Source organism: Nocardioides sp. NPDC057577 (assembly GCF_042801335.1).
GTDB lineage: Bacteria > Actinomycetota > Actinomycetes > Propionibacteriales > Nocardioidaceae > Nocardioides.
In genome coordinates this window covers 12725-31477 of the sequence record NZ_JBHVGB010000054.1, presented here as the reverse complement: position 1 = coordinate 31477, position 18753 = coordinate 12725, and the positions used below count along the sequence as shown (strand labels likewise).

Here is an 18753-nt window from a genome sequence, read left to right as displayed (position 1 = left end):
GAGAGTGACCTATAGGCCACTCTCAGCTTCACAACCCCGACGCCGCGGGCAGCTCGACCGAGACGCGGAGGCCGCCGCCGGGGCGGGCGAGGACGGCGAGGTTGCCGTCGTGGGCACGGGTGATGCTCTTGACGATCGCCAGGCCGAGCCCGACACCGGCCTGGTCGCCGTGGATGCGCTGGGTGCCTCGCTGGAACGGCTCGGTGAGCGTGGCGACCAGCTCGCGGGAGAGCTCCTCGCCGGTGTTGGCCACGGTGAGGACCACGCTCTTCTCGTGGGCGGCGACGGTGACCGACACCGACCCGTCTTCGGGCAGGTTGTGGACGATCGCGTTGTGGATCAGGTTGGTCGCGACCTGCAGCAGCAGGGCGGGCGACCCGCTGACCGACGCCTGGTCGCCGGAGGTCTCGATCCGCACCCCACGCCGCTCGGCCAGCGGCAGGAGTGCCTCGACCGCCTCCTCGGCGACCAGCGACAGGTCGACCGGCTCACGGACGAAGGAGCGCTGGTCGGCGCGGCTGAGCACGAGGAGTGCCTCGGTGAGGTCGATCGCGCGGGAGTTGATCAGGCGCAGCCGGTCGAGGAGCTCGTCGACATCGCGGTTGGGGTCCTTGGTCGCGACGTCGAGGAGCGTCTGCGTGATGGCGAGCGGGGTGCGCAGCTCGTGGGAGGCGTTGGCCGCGAACCGCTGCTGCTCGGCCACCTGCGACTCGAGCTTCGCGAGCATGTCGTCGAAGCCGTCGGCGAGCTCACGGAACTCGTCGCCGGGGCCCGCGAGCGCGATCCGGTGCGAGAGCGACCCATCCGCGGCCGTACGCGTGGCCTCGGTGATCTTCGTCAGCGGGGCCAGCATCCGACCGGCGAGGATCCAGCCTCCCACCAGCCCGAACACAACCAGGAACCCCATCATCGTGGCCGCCCGCGGAGCGAAGGCCCGCTCGAGGTCGGAGCGGTTCGGCACGAAGGGCGCACTCGGCCTCCCCGGCTGCTGCGGCCACTCCATCCACACCCCGTCGGGGACGTAGCGCAGCAGGAAGACCCACACGACCGCGAGCAGCAGCACCCCGGTGACCACGATGACCCCGGCATAGCTGAGCGTCAGCTTGAGCCGGACGCTCATCCCGGGACGTCTAGGAATCGACATCGATCCGGTATCCGACGCCCGGCACGGTGGCGATGATCGCCGGCTCGCCCAGACGTTTGCGCAGGGCGGAGACGGTGATGCGTACGGCGTTGGTGAAGGGGTCGGCGTTCTCGTCCCAGGCCCGCTCCAGGAGCTCCTCGGCGCTGACCACGCCGCCCTCGGCGCCGGCGAGCACCTCGAGCACCGCGAACTGCTTGCGGGTCAGCGCCACGTAGCGGCCTTCGCGGTAGACCTCGCGCCGGAACGGGTCGACCCTGAGGCCGGCGATCTCCCGCACCGGTGGCCGGTTGTGCGCGCGCCGCCGGTCGAGCGCTCGAAGCCGCAGCACCAGCTCACGCAGCTCGAACGGCTTGGTCAGGTAGTCGTCGGCGCCGAGCTCGAACCCGGAGGCCTTGTCGTCGAGGCGATCGGCCGCGGTGAGCATCAGGATCGGCATCCCGGTGCCGGAGGCGACGATCCGCTTGGCGACCTCGTCCCCCGAGGGCCCGGGGATGTCGCGGTCGAGCACGGCGATGTCGTAGGCGTTGACGCTCAACAGCTCCAGCGCCGTGTCACCGTCGCCGGCGATGTCGGCGGCGATCGCCTCCAGCCGCAGCCCATCCCGGATCGCTCCAGCCATCAACGGCTCGTCCTCGACCACCAGCACCCGCATGCTCTGATCCTAGGTTGATGACATATCGCCGACGTATCCGAAAGGCCATACGCCCTGACGACATCGGCCCGGATTGACTGGCACGGTGACCTTCACTGTCCGACCGATCACGTCCGCCGAGCACCTCGACCACGTCCGGTCGCGGCGATCGGTCAGCTTCCTGCAGACCCCCGCCTGGGCCGAGGTGAAGACCGAGTGGCGCAGCGAGTCGCTGGGTTGGTACGCCGGCGACCGGCTCGCCGGGACCGGGCTGGTGCTGCACCGGCCGGTCCCGAGGCTGGGCTACACGCTGGCCTACCTGCCGTGGGGTCCCGACATCGACTGGGCCGGCGCGCTCACCGTCTGGTTCCCGCCGCTGGTCGCCTACCTGCGTTCGCAGGGCGCGTTCGCGATCCGGGTCGCTCCCCCGGTGCCCACCGGCGCCTGGGACGCGGCGCAGGTCAAGGCGGGCATCGCCGACCCCGACGTCCTGCGGCTCACCGACCTCCCGGGGCGGCCCGATCCGGTCGGCGCCGAGGTGACCCGCTTTCTGCGCGACTCCGGCTGGATCCCGCAGAACCCCGAGGACGGGTTCGGTGCGGGGCAGCCGCAGTTCACCTACGAGATCCCGCTGCGGCACCCGGACGGGACCGCCCGGTCCGAGGACGACGTGCTCGCCGGGATGAACCAGCTCTGGCGGCGCAACATCAAGAAGGCCGCCAAGGCGGGCGTCGAGGTCACCACCTCCGCCGGTGGCGAGGACCTGAAGGCGTTCCACGACCTCTACGTCCACACCGCCGAGCGGGACCACTTCACGCCGCGGCCGCTGGCCTACTTCGAGAAGATGTTCACGGCGCTGGCGTCCGAGGATCCCGGGCGGATCAGGCTCTACCTCGCCCGTCACGACGGCGACCTGGTGGCCGCGACGATCTACGTCCGCGTCGGCACCCACGCCTGGTACGTCTACGGCGCCTCCTCGACCGAGAAGCGGGACGTACGCGGCTCCAACGCCTGCCAGTGGGCGATGATCCGCGACTCCCTGGCCGCCGGCTGCGACGTCTACGACCTGCGCGGCATCACCCCGACCCTGTCCGCCGACGACCCGCACGTCGGGCTGATCCAGTTCAAGGTCGGCACCGGCGGACAGGCGGTGAGGTACGTCGGCGAGTGGGACCTGCCGCTGCGGCCGATCGTCTACCGCGCCTTCGACCTCTACATGAGGCGGCGGGCCCGCTGACACAGCAAGGACACAGCGAGTGCTCAGGGAACGACTGGCTCCGGCAGCTAGGTTCCGGAGAACGAGGGAATGAGGGACTGGGATGATCGTGAACGAATCGGGCACGCTGACCGAGACGGGCGTCGTCCTGCTGACGATGCTGGCGTTTCCGGTAGCAGTGCTGGCAGTTCCGGTGCTGGCGGTGCTGCGCCGGATCTTCGGGGTCGCCTGGCCGAGGGCCTGGCGCCACTCGCTGGCGGAGGTCGCCATCGTCTACGGCACCGTGCCGGGTGTGCTGCTGACCCTGCTGCCGGGCAACAACGGCATCCTGTCGGGCAACGTGAGCCTGGTGCCCTTCGAGGACATGGCGACGATGGGACCCGTCGGGCTGGTCGGCAACCTGCTGATCTTCGCCGCGCTGGGCTTCTTCGGCCCCATCCGCTTCCCGGCGCTGCGCTCGGTGTGGCGGGTCCTGGTGCTGGCGACCGCGGCCTCGGTGTCGATCGAGGTCCTGCAGCACGTGCTGCCGATCGGCCGGGTCTCCTCGGTCGACGACGTGATCCTCAACGCCGGCGGCGCCACCGTGGCCGCGATCCTGTCGTGGCCCTGGTGGCGCCGTCGCCGCCAGATCTCAGCTCAGCGCCCCCGCGACCTGGTCGAGGTGGGCTCCGCGTGAGGCCTTGACGAGCACCACGTCGCCGGGGGCGAGGTGGCTCCGCAACCAGTCGATCGCGGCGGCGTTGTCAGGGAGAGCCCGGGCCCTCTCCCCCGCGCCGTCCGCGATGACCGCGGCGGCCTCGCCGACGGTGAGGACCAGGTCGGCCCGGGCGGCGGCGTACGTCCCGATCTCGTGGTGCGCGTCGCGGCTGGTCTCGCCGAGCTCGAGCATCTCGCCGAGCACGGCGATGCGGCGTCCGGCCTCGATCGAGGCGAGCGCGTCCAGGCCGGCGCGGGTGGACTCGGGGTTGGCGTTGTAGGAGTCGTTGAGCAGCGTCGCGCCGCTGTCGAGGGCGCGCAGCTCCATGCGCCACTTCGAGATCGAGGCGGTGTTCAGCGCGGTCCCGGCCTGCTCGAGCGAGACCCCGGCGGCCAGCCCGGCCGCCGCGGCGGCCGCGGCGTTGAGCGTCCAGTGGGCACCGACGAACGGGAGCGTGACGACCGCCTTCTCGCCGGCATGGTGAACGGTGAACGAGGGCCGGCCGAGGCGGTCAAGAGACAGGTCCCGGATACGTACGTCGGCCGTGTCTCCCGCGCCGAAGGCCAGCACCGGTCCGTCGGTGAGGTCGCCCATGGCGAGCACCCGCTGGTCCTCGGCATGGAGCACCGCCGTGCCGCCGGGCGCCAGCCCACGCACCAGCTCGCTCTTGGCCACGGCGATCGCCTCGCGCGACCCGAACTCGCCCAGGTGGGCCTGGCCGACGTTGGTGACGACGGCGATGTCCGGCGCGACCAGACCGGTCAGATCGGCGATGTCGCCGATGTGGCGGGCGCCCATCTCCAGGACCAGGAATCTGGTGGTCGCGTCGGCACGCAGCATCGTGAGAGGTACGCCGAGCTCGTTGTTGAACGAGCCGGACGTCGCGACGGTCGGTGCCGCGCTCGAGAGCACAGCGGCGATCATGTCCTTGGTGCTGGTCTTGCCCTGGGAGCCGGTGATCGCGACGACGGTCAGCTCCTCGCGCAGCAGCGCGATGACGTGGGCGGCCAGCCGCTGCAGCGCTGCCTGCGCGTCGTCGACGACGACCGTCGGCAGCGCCGTCGGGCGGGAGCCGAGCGCGGCGACGGCACCGGCCTCGGCCGCCTGTGGTGCGTACTCGTGGCCGTCGGTGTGCTCGCCCGCGAACGCGACGAAGAGGCCGCCCGGGTCGGCCTCGCGACCATCGATCACGGCCGGCGCACTCACGGTCACCGAGCCTTCGCCGACGACCTTCCCGCCGACCAACGAGGCGATTTCGTCCAAGCTGAGGGGAGTCATCCTCTCAGTCTTCGAAATCCCACGTTGCCGGCGTGTATCCGCTAATCGATATACGGACGATAACTCTGCCCGGCACGTCGATCCACCTATCGTCGGCATATCAGAAATTCCATACGGGACCGCAACCGCTCCTGAGGTTTGCTGGCCTGGATGATCTACCAAGAGCCGACCCTGGCGGCCCCGACCGAGCCGATGGAGCAGACCGCGATCTCGCCGACCACCGGGATCACGGTCTACGGCTGCGCCCCTGATGAGAGCCTCCTTTTCGACTCCCTGACGCCACGTCTCGGGGTCTCGGTGAGGACCACGACCGAGCCCGTCTCCGAGGACAACGCCGCCCTCGCGACCGGAGACCGGTGCATCAGCGTCAGCCATAAGTCGCCGATATCGAACGCGACGCTTCTCGCTCTGCACAAAGGTGGTGTCCGGTATATCTCGACGCGAAGCGTGGGTTTCAACCACATCGATGTCGACTTCGCGGCAAGCATCGGGATAACGGTCGGAAACGTCTCCTATTCACCCGACTCCGTGGCTGATTACACGCTGATGCTGATGCTCATGTCGGTGCGCCGCGCGAAGTCGACGATCCGGCGCACCGACACCCACGACTACCGTCCGGAGGCCGCCCGGGGCCGCGAGCTGCGAGACCTGACCGTCGGTGTGGTCGGGACCGGACGGATCGGCACGGCGGTCATCGACCGGCTGCGCGGATTCGGCTGCGACGTACTCGCCCATGACGTCCGGCCCCGGCCCGCGGCCGAGGGTGCCGAGCATGTCGACCTGGACACGCTGGTCGAGCGCAGCGACATCGTCACGCTGCACGCGCCACTCACCCAGGAGTCGCACCATCTCCTCGACCGGCGGCGCATCGACCGGATGCGCCCCGGTGCGTATGTCGTCAACACCGGTCGCGGCGCGCTCGTCGAGACGCCGGCGCTCATCGACGCGCTCGAGGAGGGCCGGCTGGGCGGTGCGGCGCTGGACGTCATCGAGGGCGAGGAGGGCATCTTCTATGCCGACCTCCGCGGACGCGAGCTCCCCAGCGGCTGGCTGGCACGGCTCCAGGAGATGCCGAATGTGCTGGTCAGCCCCCATATCGCCTACTTCACCGACCATGCCCTCATGGACACGGTCGAGAACTCCATCATCAACTGTCGTGACTTCGAAAGCAGGTTTCCGCATGTCTAAGCTCAAGGTCGGCATCATCTTCGGCGGCGTCTTCGAGGAGCACCCCGTCTCGGTGAAGTCCGCGCAGGAGGTCGCCAAGTTCCTCGACGCCGACACGTACGAGGCCTACTGGATCGGGATCACCAAGAGCGGTGACTGGCGCCTGTGCAACGGCCCCGAAGCGAGCTGGGAGGACGGTGCGCACCGCCCGGTCGTGCTCTCCCCCGACCGCAGCGTCCACGGGCTGCTCGTCCTCGACGGTGAGTCCTACGAGACGATCCGGCTCGACGTCGTGCTCCCGGTCCTGCACGGCAAGCTCGGCGAGGACGGCGCGATCCAGGGGCTTCTCGAGCTCTCCGGGATCCCGTACGTCGGCTGCGACGTGCAGAGCTCGGCGCTGTGCATGGACAAGTCGCTGGCCTACACGGTCGTCGGCGAGGCAGGGATCCCGACGCCGAACTTCTGGACCCTCTTTCCGGGTGACGAGATCGACCCCGGCGTACTCCCCTATCCGGTCTTCGTGAAGCCGGCCCGCTCCGGGTCCTCGTTCGGCGTCAGCAAGGTGACCTCGGCCGCAGAGTTGGACGAGGCGGTGGCGACGGCGCGACGGTACGACGACAAGGTGCTCGTCGAGGAGGGGGTCGTCGCCGAGGAGATCGGCTGCGCGATCCTCGGCAACGGCGCCGAGCTGGTCACCGGCGAGGTCGACCACGTCGCGCTCACGCACGGCTTCTTCAAGATCCACCAGGAGGACGCACCCGAGACCGGCTCGGAGAACGCGACCTTCATCGTGCCCGCCGACATTCCGGCCGAGGCGCAGGAGCTGGTCAAGACCGAGGCGCAGCGGGTCTACCGGGCGCTGGGCTGCCGCGGTCTGGCGCGGGTCGACATGTTCCTCAAGGACGATGGCACCGTGGTGCTCAACGAGGTCAACACGCTGCCCGGGCTCACCTCCTACAGCCGCTACCCGCGGATGATGGCCGCGGCCGGGATCTCGATGACCGAGTTCCTCGACCGCGCGGTCACTCTGGCGCTCGAGGAGAGCCCGCGATGAGGGAGGGCTTCGGCTTCGTCGACGAGCTGGCGCCGGGCATCCGCTGGGATGCCAAGTACGCCACCTGGGACAACTTCACCGGCAAGCCGATCGACGGCTACCTGGTCAACCGGATCGTCGGGACCCGCGAGCTGTGTGCAGCGCTCGCCGAGGCGCGGGACAAGGCCGCTGCGCTCGGGTTCGGGATCCTGCTGTGGGACGGCTACCGCCCCCAGCGGGCCGTCGACGCGTTCCTGCGCTGGGCCGAGGAGCCCGCCGGGGACGACGATCCCCGCAAGCCCGTGCACTACCCCGCGATCACCCGGCCGGAGATGTTCGAGAAGGGGTACGTCGCCACGAAGTCCGGCCACAGCCGCGGCAGCACCGTCGACCTGACCCTCTTCTCCCTGGCCTCGGGTGAACTGCTGGACATGGGTGGTGACCACGACCTGATGGACGAGATCTCCCATCACGGCGCGGCCGGTGTCTCCGAAGTCGCGGCTCGCAACCGGTCGCACCTGTGCTCGGTGATGGAGTCGTGCGGGTTCAGCCGCTACGACAGCGAGTGGTGGCACTACTCGCTGGTCGAGGAGCCCTACCCCGACACCTACTTCGACTTTCCCGTCGGATCGAACCCGGCCTGCTGACTCAGCGACTCAGCCACCCGACGGCCTTCGGACGGTTCGCCTTCTTCCAGACCCGGGCGAACCGTTCCTCGGCCTCGTCGGCGGCCGCCTCCTCGACCGCCAGGAGCTCGCGGACGGCCTCATCGGGCGCCGGGACCAGCTGGATCGTCCCGATCATGACCGCGGCGTCGTTGAGGTCGCCGAGGTTCGACTGGATCGACTTGGCGGCCTTCGCGAGGCGCTCGGCGTCCTTGCCGAAGACCTCTCGCAGCGACTCGGCTGCGTAGCGGACCCGCTTGGCCTTCTTGCGCACCTCGTGGAGGCGCCGGCGACGCTCGGCGGCATCGCCGGCGTCCGCCGCCGCGGCGGCCGCGGCCGTCAGTCGTCGCCAGCCGCGGCGGAGCCGCTTGCGCAGAGCCTTCTTGCCCGGGAGCGCCTCCGACCAGGGCAGACCGGTGGCGAGGGCCGCGCTCAGCGTGCGATAGCGGTCGCCGTCCAGCTCCGGCAGCAGCAGCTCGCGCCCCTGGGACTGGCGCTCGGCGAGTGCCGCCCGGAGCTCGTCGACACTGGTGGGCCCCGGGCCGTGCTTGGCCGCCCAGCGCCGCAGCCGTCCGCGGAGCACCTCTGCGTCGCGTATCTCTCCGAGGAGGGCGCCGAGCCATTTCAGCTCCTCCCGGAGGGGCTCGCTCCGCTCCTGGTCGAGGAAGGGACGGTACGTCGCCAGGACGCTGCGCAGCCTGCGTACGGTCACGCGCATCTGATGGACCGAGTCGTCCTCGTCACGCAGCACGAGCCGGCCCCAGCGGTGGAGCGCGACCACCTGGTCGCGCCACCACTCACCGACCGGCTCGTGAGGGGACTGGCTCATCCCTACAGTTCTACCCTGCGACGGGCTCGAGGTCACCCGCCTCCTGCTCGGCCTCGGAGCCGGCCTTCTCACGGTGCGGGAGAAGGGTGAGGAGCAGACCGGCACCGGCCCAGCAGGCGAGCACGATCAGCGGAGTCGTGACACCGGCACCGTCGAAGAAGGACAGCCCACGAAGCGCCGAGCCGGTCGCGCCCGGGGGCAGGAGCTGACCGAGCCAGCCGAACGGGATCATCTCCGGGGCCGAGGAGATGCCGGAGAGCGGGTTGCCGACCAGCATGATCAGCAGGGCCATGATCCCGACCCCGGCCATGCCGATGAAGTGACGCAGGCCGATGATCGGGAGCGCGACCGCGAGGATGCCGAGTGCGACGACGCCCGCGTTGACGAGGTAGTCGCCCTCGAGAGCGCCGAGCCAGCCCTGGATGACTCCGGTCATCGTCAGGCCCCCTCCGACGGCGATCAGGAACGCGGCGGCGACACGGTCGCGGGTGCGCTTGAGCGCCAGCGAGGTGATCGCGCCGGCCATGATGCCGCCGAGCGCGAGCGGCAGCGCGGCCGTGCCGAAGACGAGTCCTCGTGGGTCGTCCTCGGGGGCGGCCACGACGTCGGTCACCGTCGGCGCGGTGCCGGTCTCGGCGCCCATCGCCGTTGCCATCGCGGTGAGTTGCTGGGCGACGTTGGCACTGGCGGCAGACGCGGTCAGCACCTCCTGGCCCTCGGGGCCGACGACGATCGCGCCGTACACCTCACGGTCCTCGATCGCCTCCACCGCCGCGTCCCGGTCGGCGACTGCGGTGACCTCGAAGGCATCCTCCCCCGCGGTGGCGGCGAGCTGCGTCTCGATCTGGGTGACCGCCTGCTCCGGACCGGCGACGGCCAACGGCAGAGCGCGTGGCTCGATCTCGCTGGAGGGCCAGGCGAACGCGGTGATGAGCAGGGTGAGCAGGGCGACCAGGCCGAGGCTGATCCCGATCACGGCTTTCACTGACTTGGACATGTCGATTCCTTCTTGAAAAACGAATGTTCATTCTCTTTGGGAGAACTCTCCTCCTTCCCTCGGGATTTATCAAGAATGAACATTCGTTTTCTTTTGCTGTATGCTGCGGGCATGCCGAAGATCAGCGACGAGCACCGCGCCGAGAAGCGCCAGCAGATCATCGCGGCCATGCTCCGCTGTGTGGAGCGCGACGGCTTCCACAAGACCACGATGGCCGCGGTCGTCGAGGAGTCCGGCCTCTCCGCCGGCTCCGTCTACACCTACTTCCGCGGCAAGAACGACATCATCCGGGCGATCGCCGAGTCCGGCCTGACCGGCATCGCCGCCGCGATCCAGCGCCTCATCCCCGAGAAAGGCTCGGACCAGCCCACTCCCCCGCCCGAGCAGGCGATCGAGGCGGCCACCCAGCACCTCCTGGACCTCGCCGACCACCTCGGCGTCGACCTCCCACGGATCGCCATGCAGACCTGGGCCGAGGCCGCACGCGACCCGGAGATCCACGCCGTCATGGCACCGGAGGCACGCCGGATCCGCGCCTCCTGGCGCACCTACGCGGAGAGCGCCATCGAGTCCGGCCTCGTCCGCAGCGACGCCGACCCCGAGCGGATCGCGATGGTCCTCACCGGCCTGCTGCCCGGCTTCATCCTGCAGCGGATCATGATGGGCGACGTCACCCCGCAGGTCTACGCGGCCGGACTCGCCGACCTGCTCAGCGGACCTTCCCAGCGGGCGACCCAGTAGCGCACGCCGTAGGGGTCGTCGTCGTAGTCGACCGCCACCGCCCGCACACCACCCAGCAGCTCCGCCGCCTCCACGATCGGGCCGACGTCGGCCCAGAGCTCCTCAGCCAGCCCGAGATCCAGAGCTCCGAGCGCCGCGGGATCAGGCGTCGCCAGGGCCGTGCCGAGCACGTCGTCGAACCCTGCCGCCCGTGGGTCGAGGTGACCCGGCGCCTTCTCGCTGCGGCTGGCTGAGCCGTTGCCGACGATGAGGTACGCCGCCTCGCCGCTGCTCACCGGAGCCGTGCCGACCTCGGCCAGCAGCGCGGAGGCGACCCGGGCCCCCTGCGCACCCGCGATCACGCGTACGTCCTCACCGAGCCAGGCGACCGCGGCCAGGCAGGCCGCGCGGAGCTCGTCGACGGGGTCGTCGAGCGAGGCGTACTCCGGCAGCAGGGCCAGGCATCCCGGAACCAGCGCCACCCGAGTCACTGCAGCCCCCTGATCGCTCGTTTCGGACGCCGCCGGCCGGCGATCGTCCAGACCATGTCGACGGTCTGCCGGGTCTCCGGCACCTGGTGCACGCGGTAGATGCGGGCACCGGCCATCGCACAGACCGAGGTCGCCGCCAGGGTGCCGAGGAGGCGCTCTCCGACCGGCAGGTCGAGCGTCTCCCCCACGAAGTCCTTGTTGGAGAGCGAGACCAGCACCGGCCAGCCGGTCGCGACCATCTCTCCCAGGCGGCGGGTGATCTCGAGGGAGTGGAAGGTGTTCTTCCCGAAGTCGTGGGCCGGGTCGATCACGATCGAGTCCTTGGCGACGCCGGCGTCCAGGGCACGCTGGGCGTAGCCCAGGGTGTCGTCGATCGCGGCACGGACCACGTCGTCGTACTCGATCCGGTAGGGCCGCGTCCGCGGCGTCACGCCTCCGGTGTGGGTGCACACGATCGCGGCGCCGTGGGCCGCGGCGACGTCGACGAGCTCCGGGTCGGCCCCGCCCCAGGCGTCGTTGAGGAGATCGGCGCCGGCCGCGCACACCGCGTCGCCGACCTCGGCGCGCCAGGTGTCCACCGAGATCACCAGCGCCGGAAACTCCTCGCGCACCCGGGCGACGAAGTCCACCACGCGGGCCTTCTCCTCCGCGGCGCCGATCTCGGCGCCGGGGGCCGCCTTGATCCCGCCGATGTCCACGATCTCCGCGCCCTGGGAAGCCACCAGGCGTACGCGCTCGAAGGCCGCGTCCTCGGCCCAGGTCGCTCCCTTGTCGAAGAACGAGTCCGGGGTGCGGTTGACGATCGCCATCATCAGCGCCTCGTCGTCACCGAAGGCATGTCGTCCCAGGCGCAGCATCAGGCGACCCTACCGTCCGAGCCGTCGCGCAGCGGCGGCCGCTCCAGGAGGCTCACGGAACGGTCGACGACCTTGGTCGACCCGTCGATCGGGATGTACTGCCGCATCTCGACGTCGTCGCCCGCAGGGCCGGTGCCGAGGCGGCGCGACATCATGCCCACGATCTGGGTCGCCATCAGGCCGAGGTCGAAGAGGTCCTGGTGACTGTGGTCGCGTTGGCCGAGGTCGACCTGGGCGATCGCGTCCATCCCGCGCATGTCCAGCGTGTCGACGAGGGCGGCGAGCTCCACGCCGTAGCCGGTCGGGACCCGCAGCCGCTCGAACAGCGAGCGCCGGATCGACCACTCGCCCGCGAGCGGCTGGATCAGGTCGCGCAGCGGCGTGCGGTGGAGGGCCAGGAGCGGGCGGGCGACGAGTTCGGTGACCCGGCCGCCGTCGAGACCGTGCTCCCCCGGGCGCCGGTAGAAGCCCTTGACCAGCTCGATCGTCGGATTGTTGACAAGAGGGCCGACCAGGCCGCGTACGAAATGGGTGTCCCAGTCGGTCAGGTCGGCGTCCATGAAGACGATCAGCTCGCCGGTGGTCACGAACTGCGACTTCCACATCGCCTCGCCCTTGCCGGGATAGGAGCCGAGCTCGGGCCGGATCGCGGCCGAGGCGTAGACGTCGGCTCCGGCGTCGGCGGCGATCCGCGCGGTGTCGTCGGAGGAGTCCGAGTCGATGACGACGAGCTCGTCGACCAGGTCCGAGGTCTCCATCAGGCTGGTGCGCAGCTTGTCGACCAGGCCTCCGACGGTCGCGGCCTCGTTGCGCGCCGGGACCACGAGGCTCACCCGCTGCCCCTGCTTGGCCGCGACGAGGTCGGTGAGCGACCAGTCGTCCCAGTGATGGGTGTTGCTCTGCGACCACGACATGTCCAAACCCTATCGACGGTGTCCTCGAACACCGGATCGATACCCGGTCCGTACGGCCCGGCCGTCGGCTACCGCGTGTCCTCGTGCGAGCGCGCGAAGGTGAGGGTCTCCTCGGTGGCGCCGTTCATCCAGACGTCCTGGCAGGCCTGCGCCATCTCCTCGAGGCCCTCGACGACCGTGCCGAAGACGTTGCCCGGCACCCATCCCTGGTCGCCGTTGATGAGCAGGTTGTTGCGGCCGTAGAAGAGGGCGAGGTCGACGATCTCGGTCATCGCCCCCGGACCGCGGTCCTCCGGGTAGCCGTAGGACGGGTTGCCGAGGTCGTCGGAGGAGAAGGCGAAGTAGCACAGGTCCCCGGGGATCGGGGTGACCGTCGTGTTCTCGTTGCCAGGCTCCTTCGCCGCGAAGGCGGGCACGAGGTTGTAGATCTCGTTGCGGGCGTACTTGCCGTGGAAGACCTGGCCGCCGAGCGGCAGCGCGTCCCACACGGCGCCGGCGGTGCGTGGTGCCTCCTCGTCGAGCAGGCGGGCGAGGCAGGAGACACCGCGGCGCTCGAGGGTGACGGTGATGTAGCGGCTCATCGGGCTCCTCGTGGATTGTCGACAGGTCGGACGAACAGCTCACCGCTGGCCCGCTCGTAGGCCCGCGCTGCCCGCAGCACCCGGGCGTCGTCGTGGCGGGCACCGACGATCTGGAGGCCGATGGGCAGGCCCGCCTCGGTGGTGCCGCAGGGCACGCTCGCCGCCGGCTGCTGGGTCATGTTGAAGGGGTAGGTGTAGGGCGTCCAGCTCGGCCACCACTGCGAGGGCCAGCCCTGGGGCGCCTGCAGCCCGCGCTCGAAGGCGGTGATCGGCATGGTCGGGGTGACCAGCAGGTCGTACGTCTCGTGGAACCGCCCCATCAGCCGGCCGAGGTCCATCCGGACCGCGGTGGCGTCCAGGTAGTCGGCGGCGGAGCCGCGGCCCATGGTCTCGATGCCTTCGCGCAGCAGCGGGTCGATCCGTTCGATCGCGCCGGGTGGGTAGGCGTCGAGCACCTTCGCCGCGCCGCAGAACCAGAGCACGTCGAACGCGTCGACCGGGTCGGAAAAGCCGGGGTCGACCTCGTCGACCCGGGCACCCTCGGACTCGAGCACCGCGACCGCCTCGCGGACCAGCCGCTCGACCTCCGGGTCGTTCTCGACGTACCCGAGCGTGGGCGAGAACCCGATCCTCAGCCCTTCGACGCCGTCGTCCAAGCCGGCCAGGAAGGAACCTCCCGGGGTCGGCATCGCCGACCAGTCGCGGGAGTCGAAGCCGGCGACCACGTCGAGCAGCGCCGCCGCGTCGGTCACGGTCCGGGTCATCGGGCCGGCGTGCGAGAGGGTGCCGAAGGGGCTGGCGGGATAGAGCGGGATCAGTCCGTAGGTCGGTTTGATGGTCACCGTGCCGGTGAACGAGGCCGGGATCCGGACCGAGCCGCCGCCGTCGGTGCCGAGCGCCCACGGGCCCATGCCGAGACCGACCGCCGCGGCGGCACCGCCGCTGGAACCGCCCGAGGTCAGAGCCGGGTCCCAGGGGTTGCCGGTGGAGCCGTAGCGGAGCGAGTCGGTGACGCCCTTCCAGGCGAACTCGGGAGTCGTCGTCTTCCCGGTGATCACGGCTCCGGCCTCGCGCAGCCGCGCGACCGCGGGAGCGTCCTCGGGCCACGGGCCGGCCTCGTCGATGAGCCAGGTGCCGCGGATCGTCGGCGATCCTGCGGTCCACAAGATGTCCTTGACCGAGGTCGGTACGCCGTCGGCGATGCCGAGCGGATGCCCGGCCCTCCACCTCTCGGTGGACGCGGTCGCCTGTGCCAGCGCGCCATCGGGATCGACCCGGACGAACGCGTTCACCGCGGCATCGCGCTCCTCGATCGTGTCGAGCACCGACCGCGTCACCTCGAGCGGCGTGAAGGCGCCCGAGCGATAGCCGGCCACCAGCTCGGCGGCGGTCATGGCGCTGAGCCCGGACGCGGTCGTCGGATCGGTCATGACCTCTCCCCCTGCTCCGCGACGACGAAGCCGCGCCGTTTGTCGACGACGTTCAGCAGCGGCCGGCCGCTGAGCCAGCGCCGGGCGTTGTCGACGAACTGGTCCGCCAGCGCCTCTCGCCAGCCCTCGTAGTCGCCGGACATGTGCGCCGAGACCGCGACGCCCGGCATCGTCCACAACGGGCTTTCGGCCGGCAGCGGCTCGACCTCGAAGACGTCCAGGGAGGCCGCGGCGACCGGGCCGTCACGGAGCGCGGAGACGAGCGCGCCCTCATCCACGATCTGCCCGCGCCCGACGTTGACCAGGTGGCTGCCCGGCTTCATCGCCGCGAGCACGCCCGCGCTGATCAGGCCACGGGTCGCGGCGGTCAGCGGGGCAGTGATGACGACGTGGTCGGCCCAGCCGACGTGTGCGGCCAGGTCGGTGCTCGCCAAGACCTCACCGAAGTCGGGATCACCGGTGCGGGCGGTGCGGCCGGCGCCGCGTACGTCCATCCCGGCCGCGCGCAGCAGCCTGGCCGTCTCGCGACCGATCGCGCCGGTGCCGACCACGAGCGCGGTCTCGGCGCTGATCAGCCGGGTCTCGCGGCGGAGCCACTTCCGGGCCGACTGCAGGTCGTGGCTGAGGTGGATGTCCTTGGCCACCGCCAGGATCGAGCCGAGCACGAACTCCGCCATCGCCCGGTCGAAGATGCCGCGGGCGTTGGTGACGACCACGTCGGAGCCGACCAGGTCCGAGAACAGCAGCTTGTCGACCCCCGCGGCGGCGACATGGATCCAGCGCAGCGAGCCGGTGCTCGGCCAGGCGTCACGGACGGCCTCGGAGAAGTAGTCCCACAGCAGCAGCGCCTCGGCTCCGCGAAGCGCGTCGGCCAGGCCCGCGGCATCGGTGTAGACGAGCTCGGCATCCGCCTCCAGGCGCTCCACGCCGACGGGTCTGCCGCCGTCGGGCGGACAGAGGATCGTGATCACCGGGCGCCGGGACGTCTCCAAGAAAATCCTCCGTCGCACTCGACACACCTCGGCAACAATTCGAGAATACGCTAGGAGGGCAGATTGCAGATTGTCAACAATCCTAGCGAGGTGCGATGTCTCCGACGGTACGCATCGCCGTGATCGTTCCCCATGACATGGTGCTCGACCACGAGCTGTGGCGGTGGGCACCGCCCGACACGAGCCTGCTCTTCAACCGGACGCCCTACACCGACCGTGCGGTCTCCCTCGAGATGGCCGAGGAGATCAGCGAGACCGCGGTCGTCGAGCAGGCCGTGCGCGACCTCTCGGCCGCCGACCCGCACGCGTACGTCTACGCCTGCACCTCCGGCAGCTTCGTCCACGGCCGGCACGGCGAGCGCAGGCTGGCGGCGGCGATGAGCCGCGCCGGCGGCGCTCCCGCGATCACCACCTCCGGCGCCGTGCTGGAGTCGCTCTCCGCCCTTGGCGTCTCCCGGGTCGCGGTCGCCACCCCCTACGACGTCGCGCTCGCCGCCCGGTTCGGCAGCTTCCTGGCCGAGGCCGGGATCACCGTGGTGAACACGGGCGACCTCGGGCTGGGTCACCACATCTGGGAGGTTCCCTACGAGACCACGCTCGAGCTGGTGCGGGCAGCCGACGACGCCGCTGCCGAGGCGGTCGTTGTCTCGTGCACGAACCTCACGACGTACGACATCATCGGCCGGCTCGAGGCAGAGCTCGGGAAGCCGGTGATCTCCGCGAACCGGGCGACCATGGAAGCCGCGCTCCGGATGGTCGGGCGCACCCCACCGGCCGCCGAGGACCTGTTGGGGCATGCCTCATGACCCGGCCACCGGTCGTCGGGCTGCTCTATCCCGGCTACGCGGCCGAGGACGACTTCCCGGCGCTCTAGAACGCGCTCGGCGGTGCGATCTGGCTGCCCCTGGTCCACACCTCCATGGGTCGCGACGAGCACACCGTCGAGGCTCTGCTCGACACCGGCTCCGCGGCCCGGCTCGCGCAGGGTGCCGACGCGATCGCAGCCCACTCCCCCGACGCGGTGATGTGGGCATGCACGTCGGGCAGCTTCGTCTACGGCCGGGACGGCGCCGCGGCCCAGGCGGCCGCGATCGGTGAGCGCCTGGGCGTCCCCGCCTCGTCGACCTCGATCGCGTTCGTCGAGGCGGCCCGGGCGCTCGGGATCGGGAAGGTCGCCGTCGCCGCCTCCTACCCCGAGGATCTGGCCGGACACTTCAGCTCCTTCCTCGGGGCGGGCGGGATCGACGTGGTCTCCTTCGGCGCCAGCGGGATCTTCTCCGCCGTCGAGGCGGGCCGGCTGGGCCCGGACACGGTCTTGGAGATGACCCTGGCCGTCGACGTCCCCGAGGCCGAGGCCGTCTTCGTCCCCGACACCGCGCTGCACACGCTGACCTGCATCGATACCTTGGAGGAGGCCCTCGGGAAGCCTGTGCTGACGGCCAACCAGGTGACCGTCTGGGAGGGTCTGCGACTCGCCGGGAAACCCCGCCCCCTGCCTGGGCTCGGAGCCCTCTTCAGGTAGCGTCGCGGCTTTACATAAACCATCCGTCACACCCCGCGCCACCTTCCGCGCGCCCTAGCCAGGGCGCGCAGACAGCGCTAACGTGGCGCGAATTGTTGACAAACCTACTGTCGACACTGCGGGTCAAACGCGGTCCCCAGCCATCAATCACACCGAATAGGTGAGAAGAAATGTCCGGAACCCCAACCATCCCCTCCGACGAGGCACAACCCGACAAATCGAAGCTTCGAAGAGCCATCACCGGCTCAGCGGTCGGCAATGCGACCGAGTGGTTCGACTACGGCGCCTTCGCCTACGTCGCGACCGAGATCACCGCCAACTTCTTCCCGGAGACGGGTTTCGCCGGCACGGCTCTGACCTTCGCGATCTCGTTCATCCTGCGACCGCTCGGCGGCATCTTCTGGGGCCCCCTCGGCGACCGCATCGGGCGCCAACGCGTCCTTGCAATGACGATCATCCTGATGGCCGGAGCGACCTTCCTGGTCGGCTGCCTGCCGACGTACGACACCGTCGGCGTCTGGGCGATCGTGCTCCTGGTGCTCCTCCGAGTGATCCAAGGATTCTCGACCGGCGGCGAGTACGGCGGCGCCGCGACCTACATGGCCGAGTGCGCACCCGACAAGAAGCGCGGGTTCTACGGCAGCTTCCTGGAGTTCGGCACCATCGTCGGCTTCACCGCCGCCATCGCCGTCGTCTTCACCACCGAGTCGATCATCGGTGACGCAGCGATGACCGAGTGGGGCTGGCGCATCCCGTTCCTGATCGGTGGTCCGATCGGCCTCATCGGCCTCTACATCCGGACCAAGCTCGAGGAGACGCCGGTCTTCCAGGAGCTCGAGACGCAGGACGCGGTCGAGAGCGGCGCCGGAGCCGCGCTGAAGGAGCTCTTCGCGCTGTTCTGGAAGCCGATCCTCACCCTGATCGGCCTGGTCGCCGCGCTCAACATCGCCAACTACACGCTGCTGGCCTACATGGCGACCTACCTGCAGGAGGAAGCCGGCTTCAACAGCACCGACGCCGACCTGCTGGTCATCTTCGGACAGGTCGCGATGCTGGTCTTCCTGCCGATCGCCGGATCGCTCTCGGACAAGGTCGGCCGCAAGCCGATGTGGGGCGGGTCCTTCATCGGGCTGATCGTGCTGTCGGTCCCGATGTTCCTCCTGATCGGCCAGGGCTTCTGGCCGGCGGTCCTGGGGTTCACCGTGCTGGGCATCGTCTACGTCGCCCAGCTCGCGACGATCTCGGCGACCTTCCCGGCGATGTTCCCCTCGCAGGTGCGCTACGGCGGCATGGCGATCGGCTACAACATCTCCACCGCCGCCTTCGGCGGCACGGCCCTGTACGTCAACAACGCGCTGATCGACGCCACCGGCGACGTGCTGATGCCGGCCTACTACATGATCGCCGGATCCGTGGTCGGCCTGATCGCGCTGTTCTTCGTCGTCGAGACCGCGGGCAAGTCGATCCGGGGCACCGAGATCCCGGGTACGCCGGAGTCCGAGGCTGAGCTCGCCGAGCTCGACAGTCTCGACAAGTCCGTCTGACCGGCGGCTGCGAACGAGCGGGCCGGAGCGTCCCACGCCCGGCCC

General features: G+C 70.2%; 20 protein-coding genes. 9 read left to right on the top strand and 11 right to left on the bottom strand.

What is annotated here, in order from left to right; all coding sequences use genetic code 11:
- Window positions 1-28: 28 nt before the first annotated feature.
- Complete coding sequence (locus ACFU7D_RS13355; RefSeq protein ID WP_378867734.1) at window positions 29-1120, bottom strand: sensor histidine kinase; 1092 nt, start codon at window positions 1118-1120, stop codon at window positions 29-31.
- 10 nt (window positions 1121-1130) lie between these two features.
- Window positions 1131-1796 (bottom strand): response regulator transcription factor, encoded by a 666-nt coding sequence (locus tag ACFU7D_RS13350; protein ID WP_378723866.1) that lies wholly within the window; start codon window positions 1794-1796, stop codon window positions 1131-1133.
- 85 nt (window positions 1797-1881) lie between these two features.
- On the opposite strand from ACFU7D_RS13350, the gene ACFU7D_RS13345 reads away from it, so the two are divergent.
- Both ACFU7D_RS13345 and ACFU7D_RS13340 read left to right on the top strand, forming a co-directional pair.
- Window positions 1882-3012: a lipid II:glycine glycyltransferase FemX gene (locus ACFU7D_RS13345; RefSeq protein WP_378867732.1), complete on the top strand. Its 1131-nt coding sequence runs from the start codon at window positions 1882-1884 to the stop codon at window positions 3010-3012.
- An 82-nt stretch (window positions 3013-3094) separates the two neighbouring features.
- Window positions 3095-3667 carry a VanZ family protein gene (locus ACFU7D_RS13340; RefSeq protein WP_378867730.1) on the top strand — a complete coding sequence of 191 codons (573 nt, stop codon included), beginning with the start codon at window positions 3095-3097 and terminating at the stop codon, window positions 3665-3667.
- On the opposite strand, the gene murF is transcribed toward ACFU7D_RS13340, so the two are convergent.
- Complete coding sequence (gene murF, locus ACFU7D_RS13335; RefSeq protein ID WP_378867728.1) at window positions 3623-4951, bottom strand: UDP-N-acetylmuramoyl-tripeptide--D-alanyl-D-alanine ligase; 1329 nt, start codon at window positions 4949-4951, stop codon at window positions 3623-3625. The genes ACFU7D_RS13340 and murF overlap by 45 nt on opposite strands.
- A gap of 165 nt (window positions 4952-5116) precedes the next feature.
- On the opposite strand from murF, the gene ACFU7D_RS13330 reads away from it, so the two are divergent.
- From ACFU7D_RS13330 to vanX, 3 genes are read left to right on the top strand one after another with little or no spacing between them, the layout of a single operon-like run.
- On the top strand, window positions 5117-6154 hold the full coding sequence (locus ACFU7D_RS13330; RefSeq protein ID WP_378867726.1) for a D-isomer specific 2-hydroxyacid dehydrogenase family protein: 1038 nt from the start codon (window positions 5117-5119) through the stop codon (window positions 6152-6154).
- Window positions 6147-7187 carry a D-alanine--(R)-lactate ligase gene (gene vanA, locus ACFU7D_RS13325; protein WP_378867724.1) on the top strand — a complete coding sequence of 347 codons (1041 nt, stop codon included), beginning with the start codon at window positions 6147-6149 and terminating at the stop codon, window positions 7185-7187. The genes ACFU7D_RS13330 and vanA overlap by 8 nt, the downstream gene beginning before the upstream one ends.
- The gene (gene vanX / locus ACFU7D_RS13320; RefSeq protein ID WP_378867722.1) at window positions 7184-7813 is read left to right on the top strand and encodes a D-Ala-D-Ala dipeptidase VanX; all 630 of its coding nucleotides are present in this window, start codon (window positions 7184-7186) and stop codon (window positions 7811-7813) included. The genes vanA and vanX overlap by 4 nt, the downstream gene beginning before the upstream one ends.
- A gap of 1 nt (window position 7814) precedes the next feature.
- On the opposite strand, the gene ACFU7D_RS13315 is transcribed toward vanX, so the two are convergent.
- Window positions 7815-8660, bottom strand: a complete 846-nt coding sequence (locus ACFU7D_RS13315; RefSeq protein ID WP_378867720.1) for a CHAD domain-containing protein — start codon at window positions 8658-8660, stop codon at window positions 7815-7817.
- Window positions 8661-8670: 10 nt separating this feature from the next.
- A complete protein-coding gene (locus ACFU7D_RS13310) occupies window positions 8671-9657 on the bottom strand; it encodes a hypothetical protein (protein ID WP_378867718.1) in 987 nt (328 codons plus the stop codon).
- Window positions 9658-9768: 111 nt separating this feature from the next.
- Here ACFU7D_RS13310 and ACFU7D_RS13305 point away from each other — a divergent pair, with 111 nt between their 5' ends.
- Window positions 9769-10398: a TetR/AcrR family transcriptional regulator gene (locus tag ACFU7D_RS13305; protein ID WP_378867716.1), complete on the top strand. Its 630-nt coding sequence runs from the start codon at window positions 9769-9771 to the stop codon at window positions 10396-10398.
- Here ACFU7D_RS13305 and ACFU7D_RS13300 read toward each other — a convergent pair.
- The 6 genes from ACFU7D_RS13300 to ACFU7D_RS13275 all read right to left on the bottom strand — a co-directional run bounded on the left by ACFU7D_RS13300 (window position 10341) and on the right by ACFU7D_RS13275 (window position 15642).
- On the bottom strand, window positions 10341-10868 hold the full coding sequence (locus ACFU7D_RS13300; RefSeq protein ID WP_378867714.1) for a hypothetical protein: 528 nt from the start codon (window positions 10866-10868) through the stop codon (window positions 10341-10343). The genes ACFU7D_RS13305 and ACFU7D_RS13300 overlap by 58 nt on opposite strands.
- Window positions 10865-11725 carry a dihydropteroate synthase gene (folP, locus tag ACFU7D_RS13295; protein WP_378867712.1) on the bottom strand — a complete coding sequence of 287 codons (861 nt, stop codon included), beginning with the start codon at window positions 11723-11725 and terminating at the stop codon, window positions 10865-10867. The genes ACFU7D_RS13300 and folP overlap by 4 nt, the downstream gene beginning before the upstream one ends.
- Complete coding sequence (locus tag ACFU7D_RS13290; protein WP_378867710.1) at window positions 11725-12639, bottom strand: glucosyl-3-phosphoglycerate synthase; 915 nt, start codon at window positions 12637-12639, stop codon at window positions 11725-11727. Before ACFU7D_RS13290 ends, folP begins: the two co-directional genes overlap by 1 nt.
- Before the next feature lie 68 nt (window positions 12640-12707).
- Window positions 12708-13220: a DUF3830 family protein gene (locus ACFU7D_RS13285; RefSeq protein ID WP_378867708.1), complete on the bottom strand. Its 513-nt coding sequence runs from the start codon at window positions 13218-13220 to the stop codon at window positions 12708-12710.
- Complete coding sequence (locus ACFU7D_RS13280) at window positions 13217-14650, bottom strand: amidase (protein ID WP_378867706.1); 1434 nt, start codon at window positions 14648-14650, stop codon at window positions 13217-13219. Before ACFU7D_RS13280 ends, ACFU7D_RS13285 begins: the two co-directional genes overlap by 4 nt.
- The gene (locus ACFU7D_RS13275) at window positions 14647-15642 is read right to left on the bottom strand and encodes a D-2-hydroxyacid dehydrogenase (protein ID WP_378867705.1); all 996 of its coding nucleotides are present in this window, start codon (window positions 15640-15642) and stop codon (window positions 14647-14649) included. The genes ACFU7D_RS13280 and ACFU7D_RS13275 overlap by 4 nt, the downstream gene beginning before the upstream one ends.
- A 95-nt stretch (window positions 15643-15737) precedes the next feature.
- Here ACFU7D_RS13275 and ACFU7D_RS13270 point away from each other — a divergent pair, with 95 nt between their 5' ends.
- The 3 genes from ACFU7D_RS13270 to ACFU7D_RS13260 all read left to right on the top strand — a co-directional run bounded on the left by ACFU7D_RS13270 (window position 15738) and on the right by ACFU7D_RS13260 (window position 18708).
- Complete coding sequence (locus ACFU7D_RS13270) at window positions 15738-16448, top strand: Asp/Glu/hydantoin racemase (RefSeq protein ID WP_378867703.1); 711 nt, start codon at window positions 15738-15740, stop codon at window positions 16446-16448.
- A 113-nt stretch (window positions 16449-16561) separates the two neighbouring features.
- Window positions 16562-17164 (top strand): maleate cis-trans isomerase, encoded by a 603-nt coding sequence (locus ACFU7D_RS13265; protein WP_378867701.1) that lies wholly within the window; start codon window positions 16562-16564, stop codon window positions 17162-17164.
- Between the two features lie 170 nt (window positions 17165-17334).
- Window positions 17335-18708, top strand: coding sequence for an MFS transporter (locus ACFU7D_RS13260; protein WP_378867699.1), 1374 nt, complete (start codon window positions 17335-17337; stop codon window positions 18706-18708).
- Window positions 18709-18753: the final 45 nt, after the last annotated feature.

Bases quoted from the DNA above. Each gene is read 5' to 3' on its own strand.
- ACFU7D_RS13355 (WP_378867734.1), bottom strand. From the start codon at position 1,120: ATGAGCGTCCGGCTCAAGCTGACGCTCAGCTATGCCGGGGTCATCGTG.
- ACFU7D_RS13350 (WP_378723866.1), bottom strand. From the start codon at position 1,796: ATGCGGGTGCTGGTGGTCGAGGACGAGCCGTTGATGGCTGGAGCGATC.
- ACFU7D_RS13340 (WP_378867730.1), top strand. From the start codon at position 3,095: ATGATCGTGAACGAATCGGGCACGCTGACCGAGACGGGCGTCGTCCTG.
- ACFU7D_RS13330 (WP_378867726.1), top strand. From the start codon at position 5,117: ATGATCTACCAAGAGCCGACCCTGGCGGCCCCGACCGAGCCGATGGAG.
- vanA (WP_378867724.1), top strand. From the start codon at position 6,147: ATGTCTAAGCTCAAGGTCGGCATCATCTTCGGCGGCGTCTTCGAGGAG.
- vanX (WP_378867722.1), top strand. From the start codon at position 7,184: ATGAGGGAGGGCTTCGGCTTCGTCGACGAGCTGGCGCCGGGCATCCGC.
- ACFU7D_RS13315 (WP_378867720.1), bottom strand. From the start codon at position 8,660: ATGAGCCAGTCCCCTCACGAGCCGGTCGGTGAGTGGTGGCGCGACCAG.
- ACFU7D_RS13310 (WP_378867718.1), bottom strand. From the start codon at position 9,657: ATGTCCAAGTCAGTGAAAGCCGTGATCGGGATCAGCCTCGGCCTGGTC.
- ACFU7D_RS13305 (WP_378867716.1), top strand. From the start codon at position 9,769: ATGCCGAAGATCAGCGACGAGCACCGCGCCGAGAAGCGCCAGCAGATC.
- folP (WP_378867712.1), bottom strand. From the start codon at position 11,725: ATGCTGCGCCTGGGACGACATGCCTTCGGTGACGACGAGGCGCTGATG.
- ACFU7D_RS13290 (WP_378867710.1), bottom strand. From the start codon at position 12,639: ATGTCGTGGTCGCAGAGCAACACCCATCACTGGGACGACTGGTCGCTC.
- ACFU7D_RS13285 (WP_378867708.1), bottom strand. From the start codon at position 13,220: ATGAGCCGCTACATCACCGTCACCCTCGAGCGCCGCGGTGTCTCCTGC.
- ACFU7D_RS13280 (WP_378867706.1), bottom strand. From the start codon at position 14,650: ATGACCGATCCGACGACCGCGTCCGGGCTCAGCGCCATGACCGCCGCC.
- ACFU7D_RS13270 (WP_378867703.1), top strand. From the start codon at position 15,738: ATGTCTCCGACGGTACGCATCGCCGTGATCGTTCCCCATGACATGGTG.
- ACFU7D_RS13265 (WP_378867701.1), top strand. From the start codon at position 16,562: ATGGGTCGCGACGAGCACACCGTCGAGGCTCTGCTCGACACCGGCTCC.
- ACFU7D_RS13260 (WP_378867699.1), top strand. From the start codon at position 17,335: ATGTCCGGAACCCCAACCATCCCCTCCGACGAGGCACAACCCGACAAA.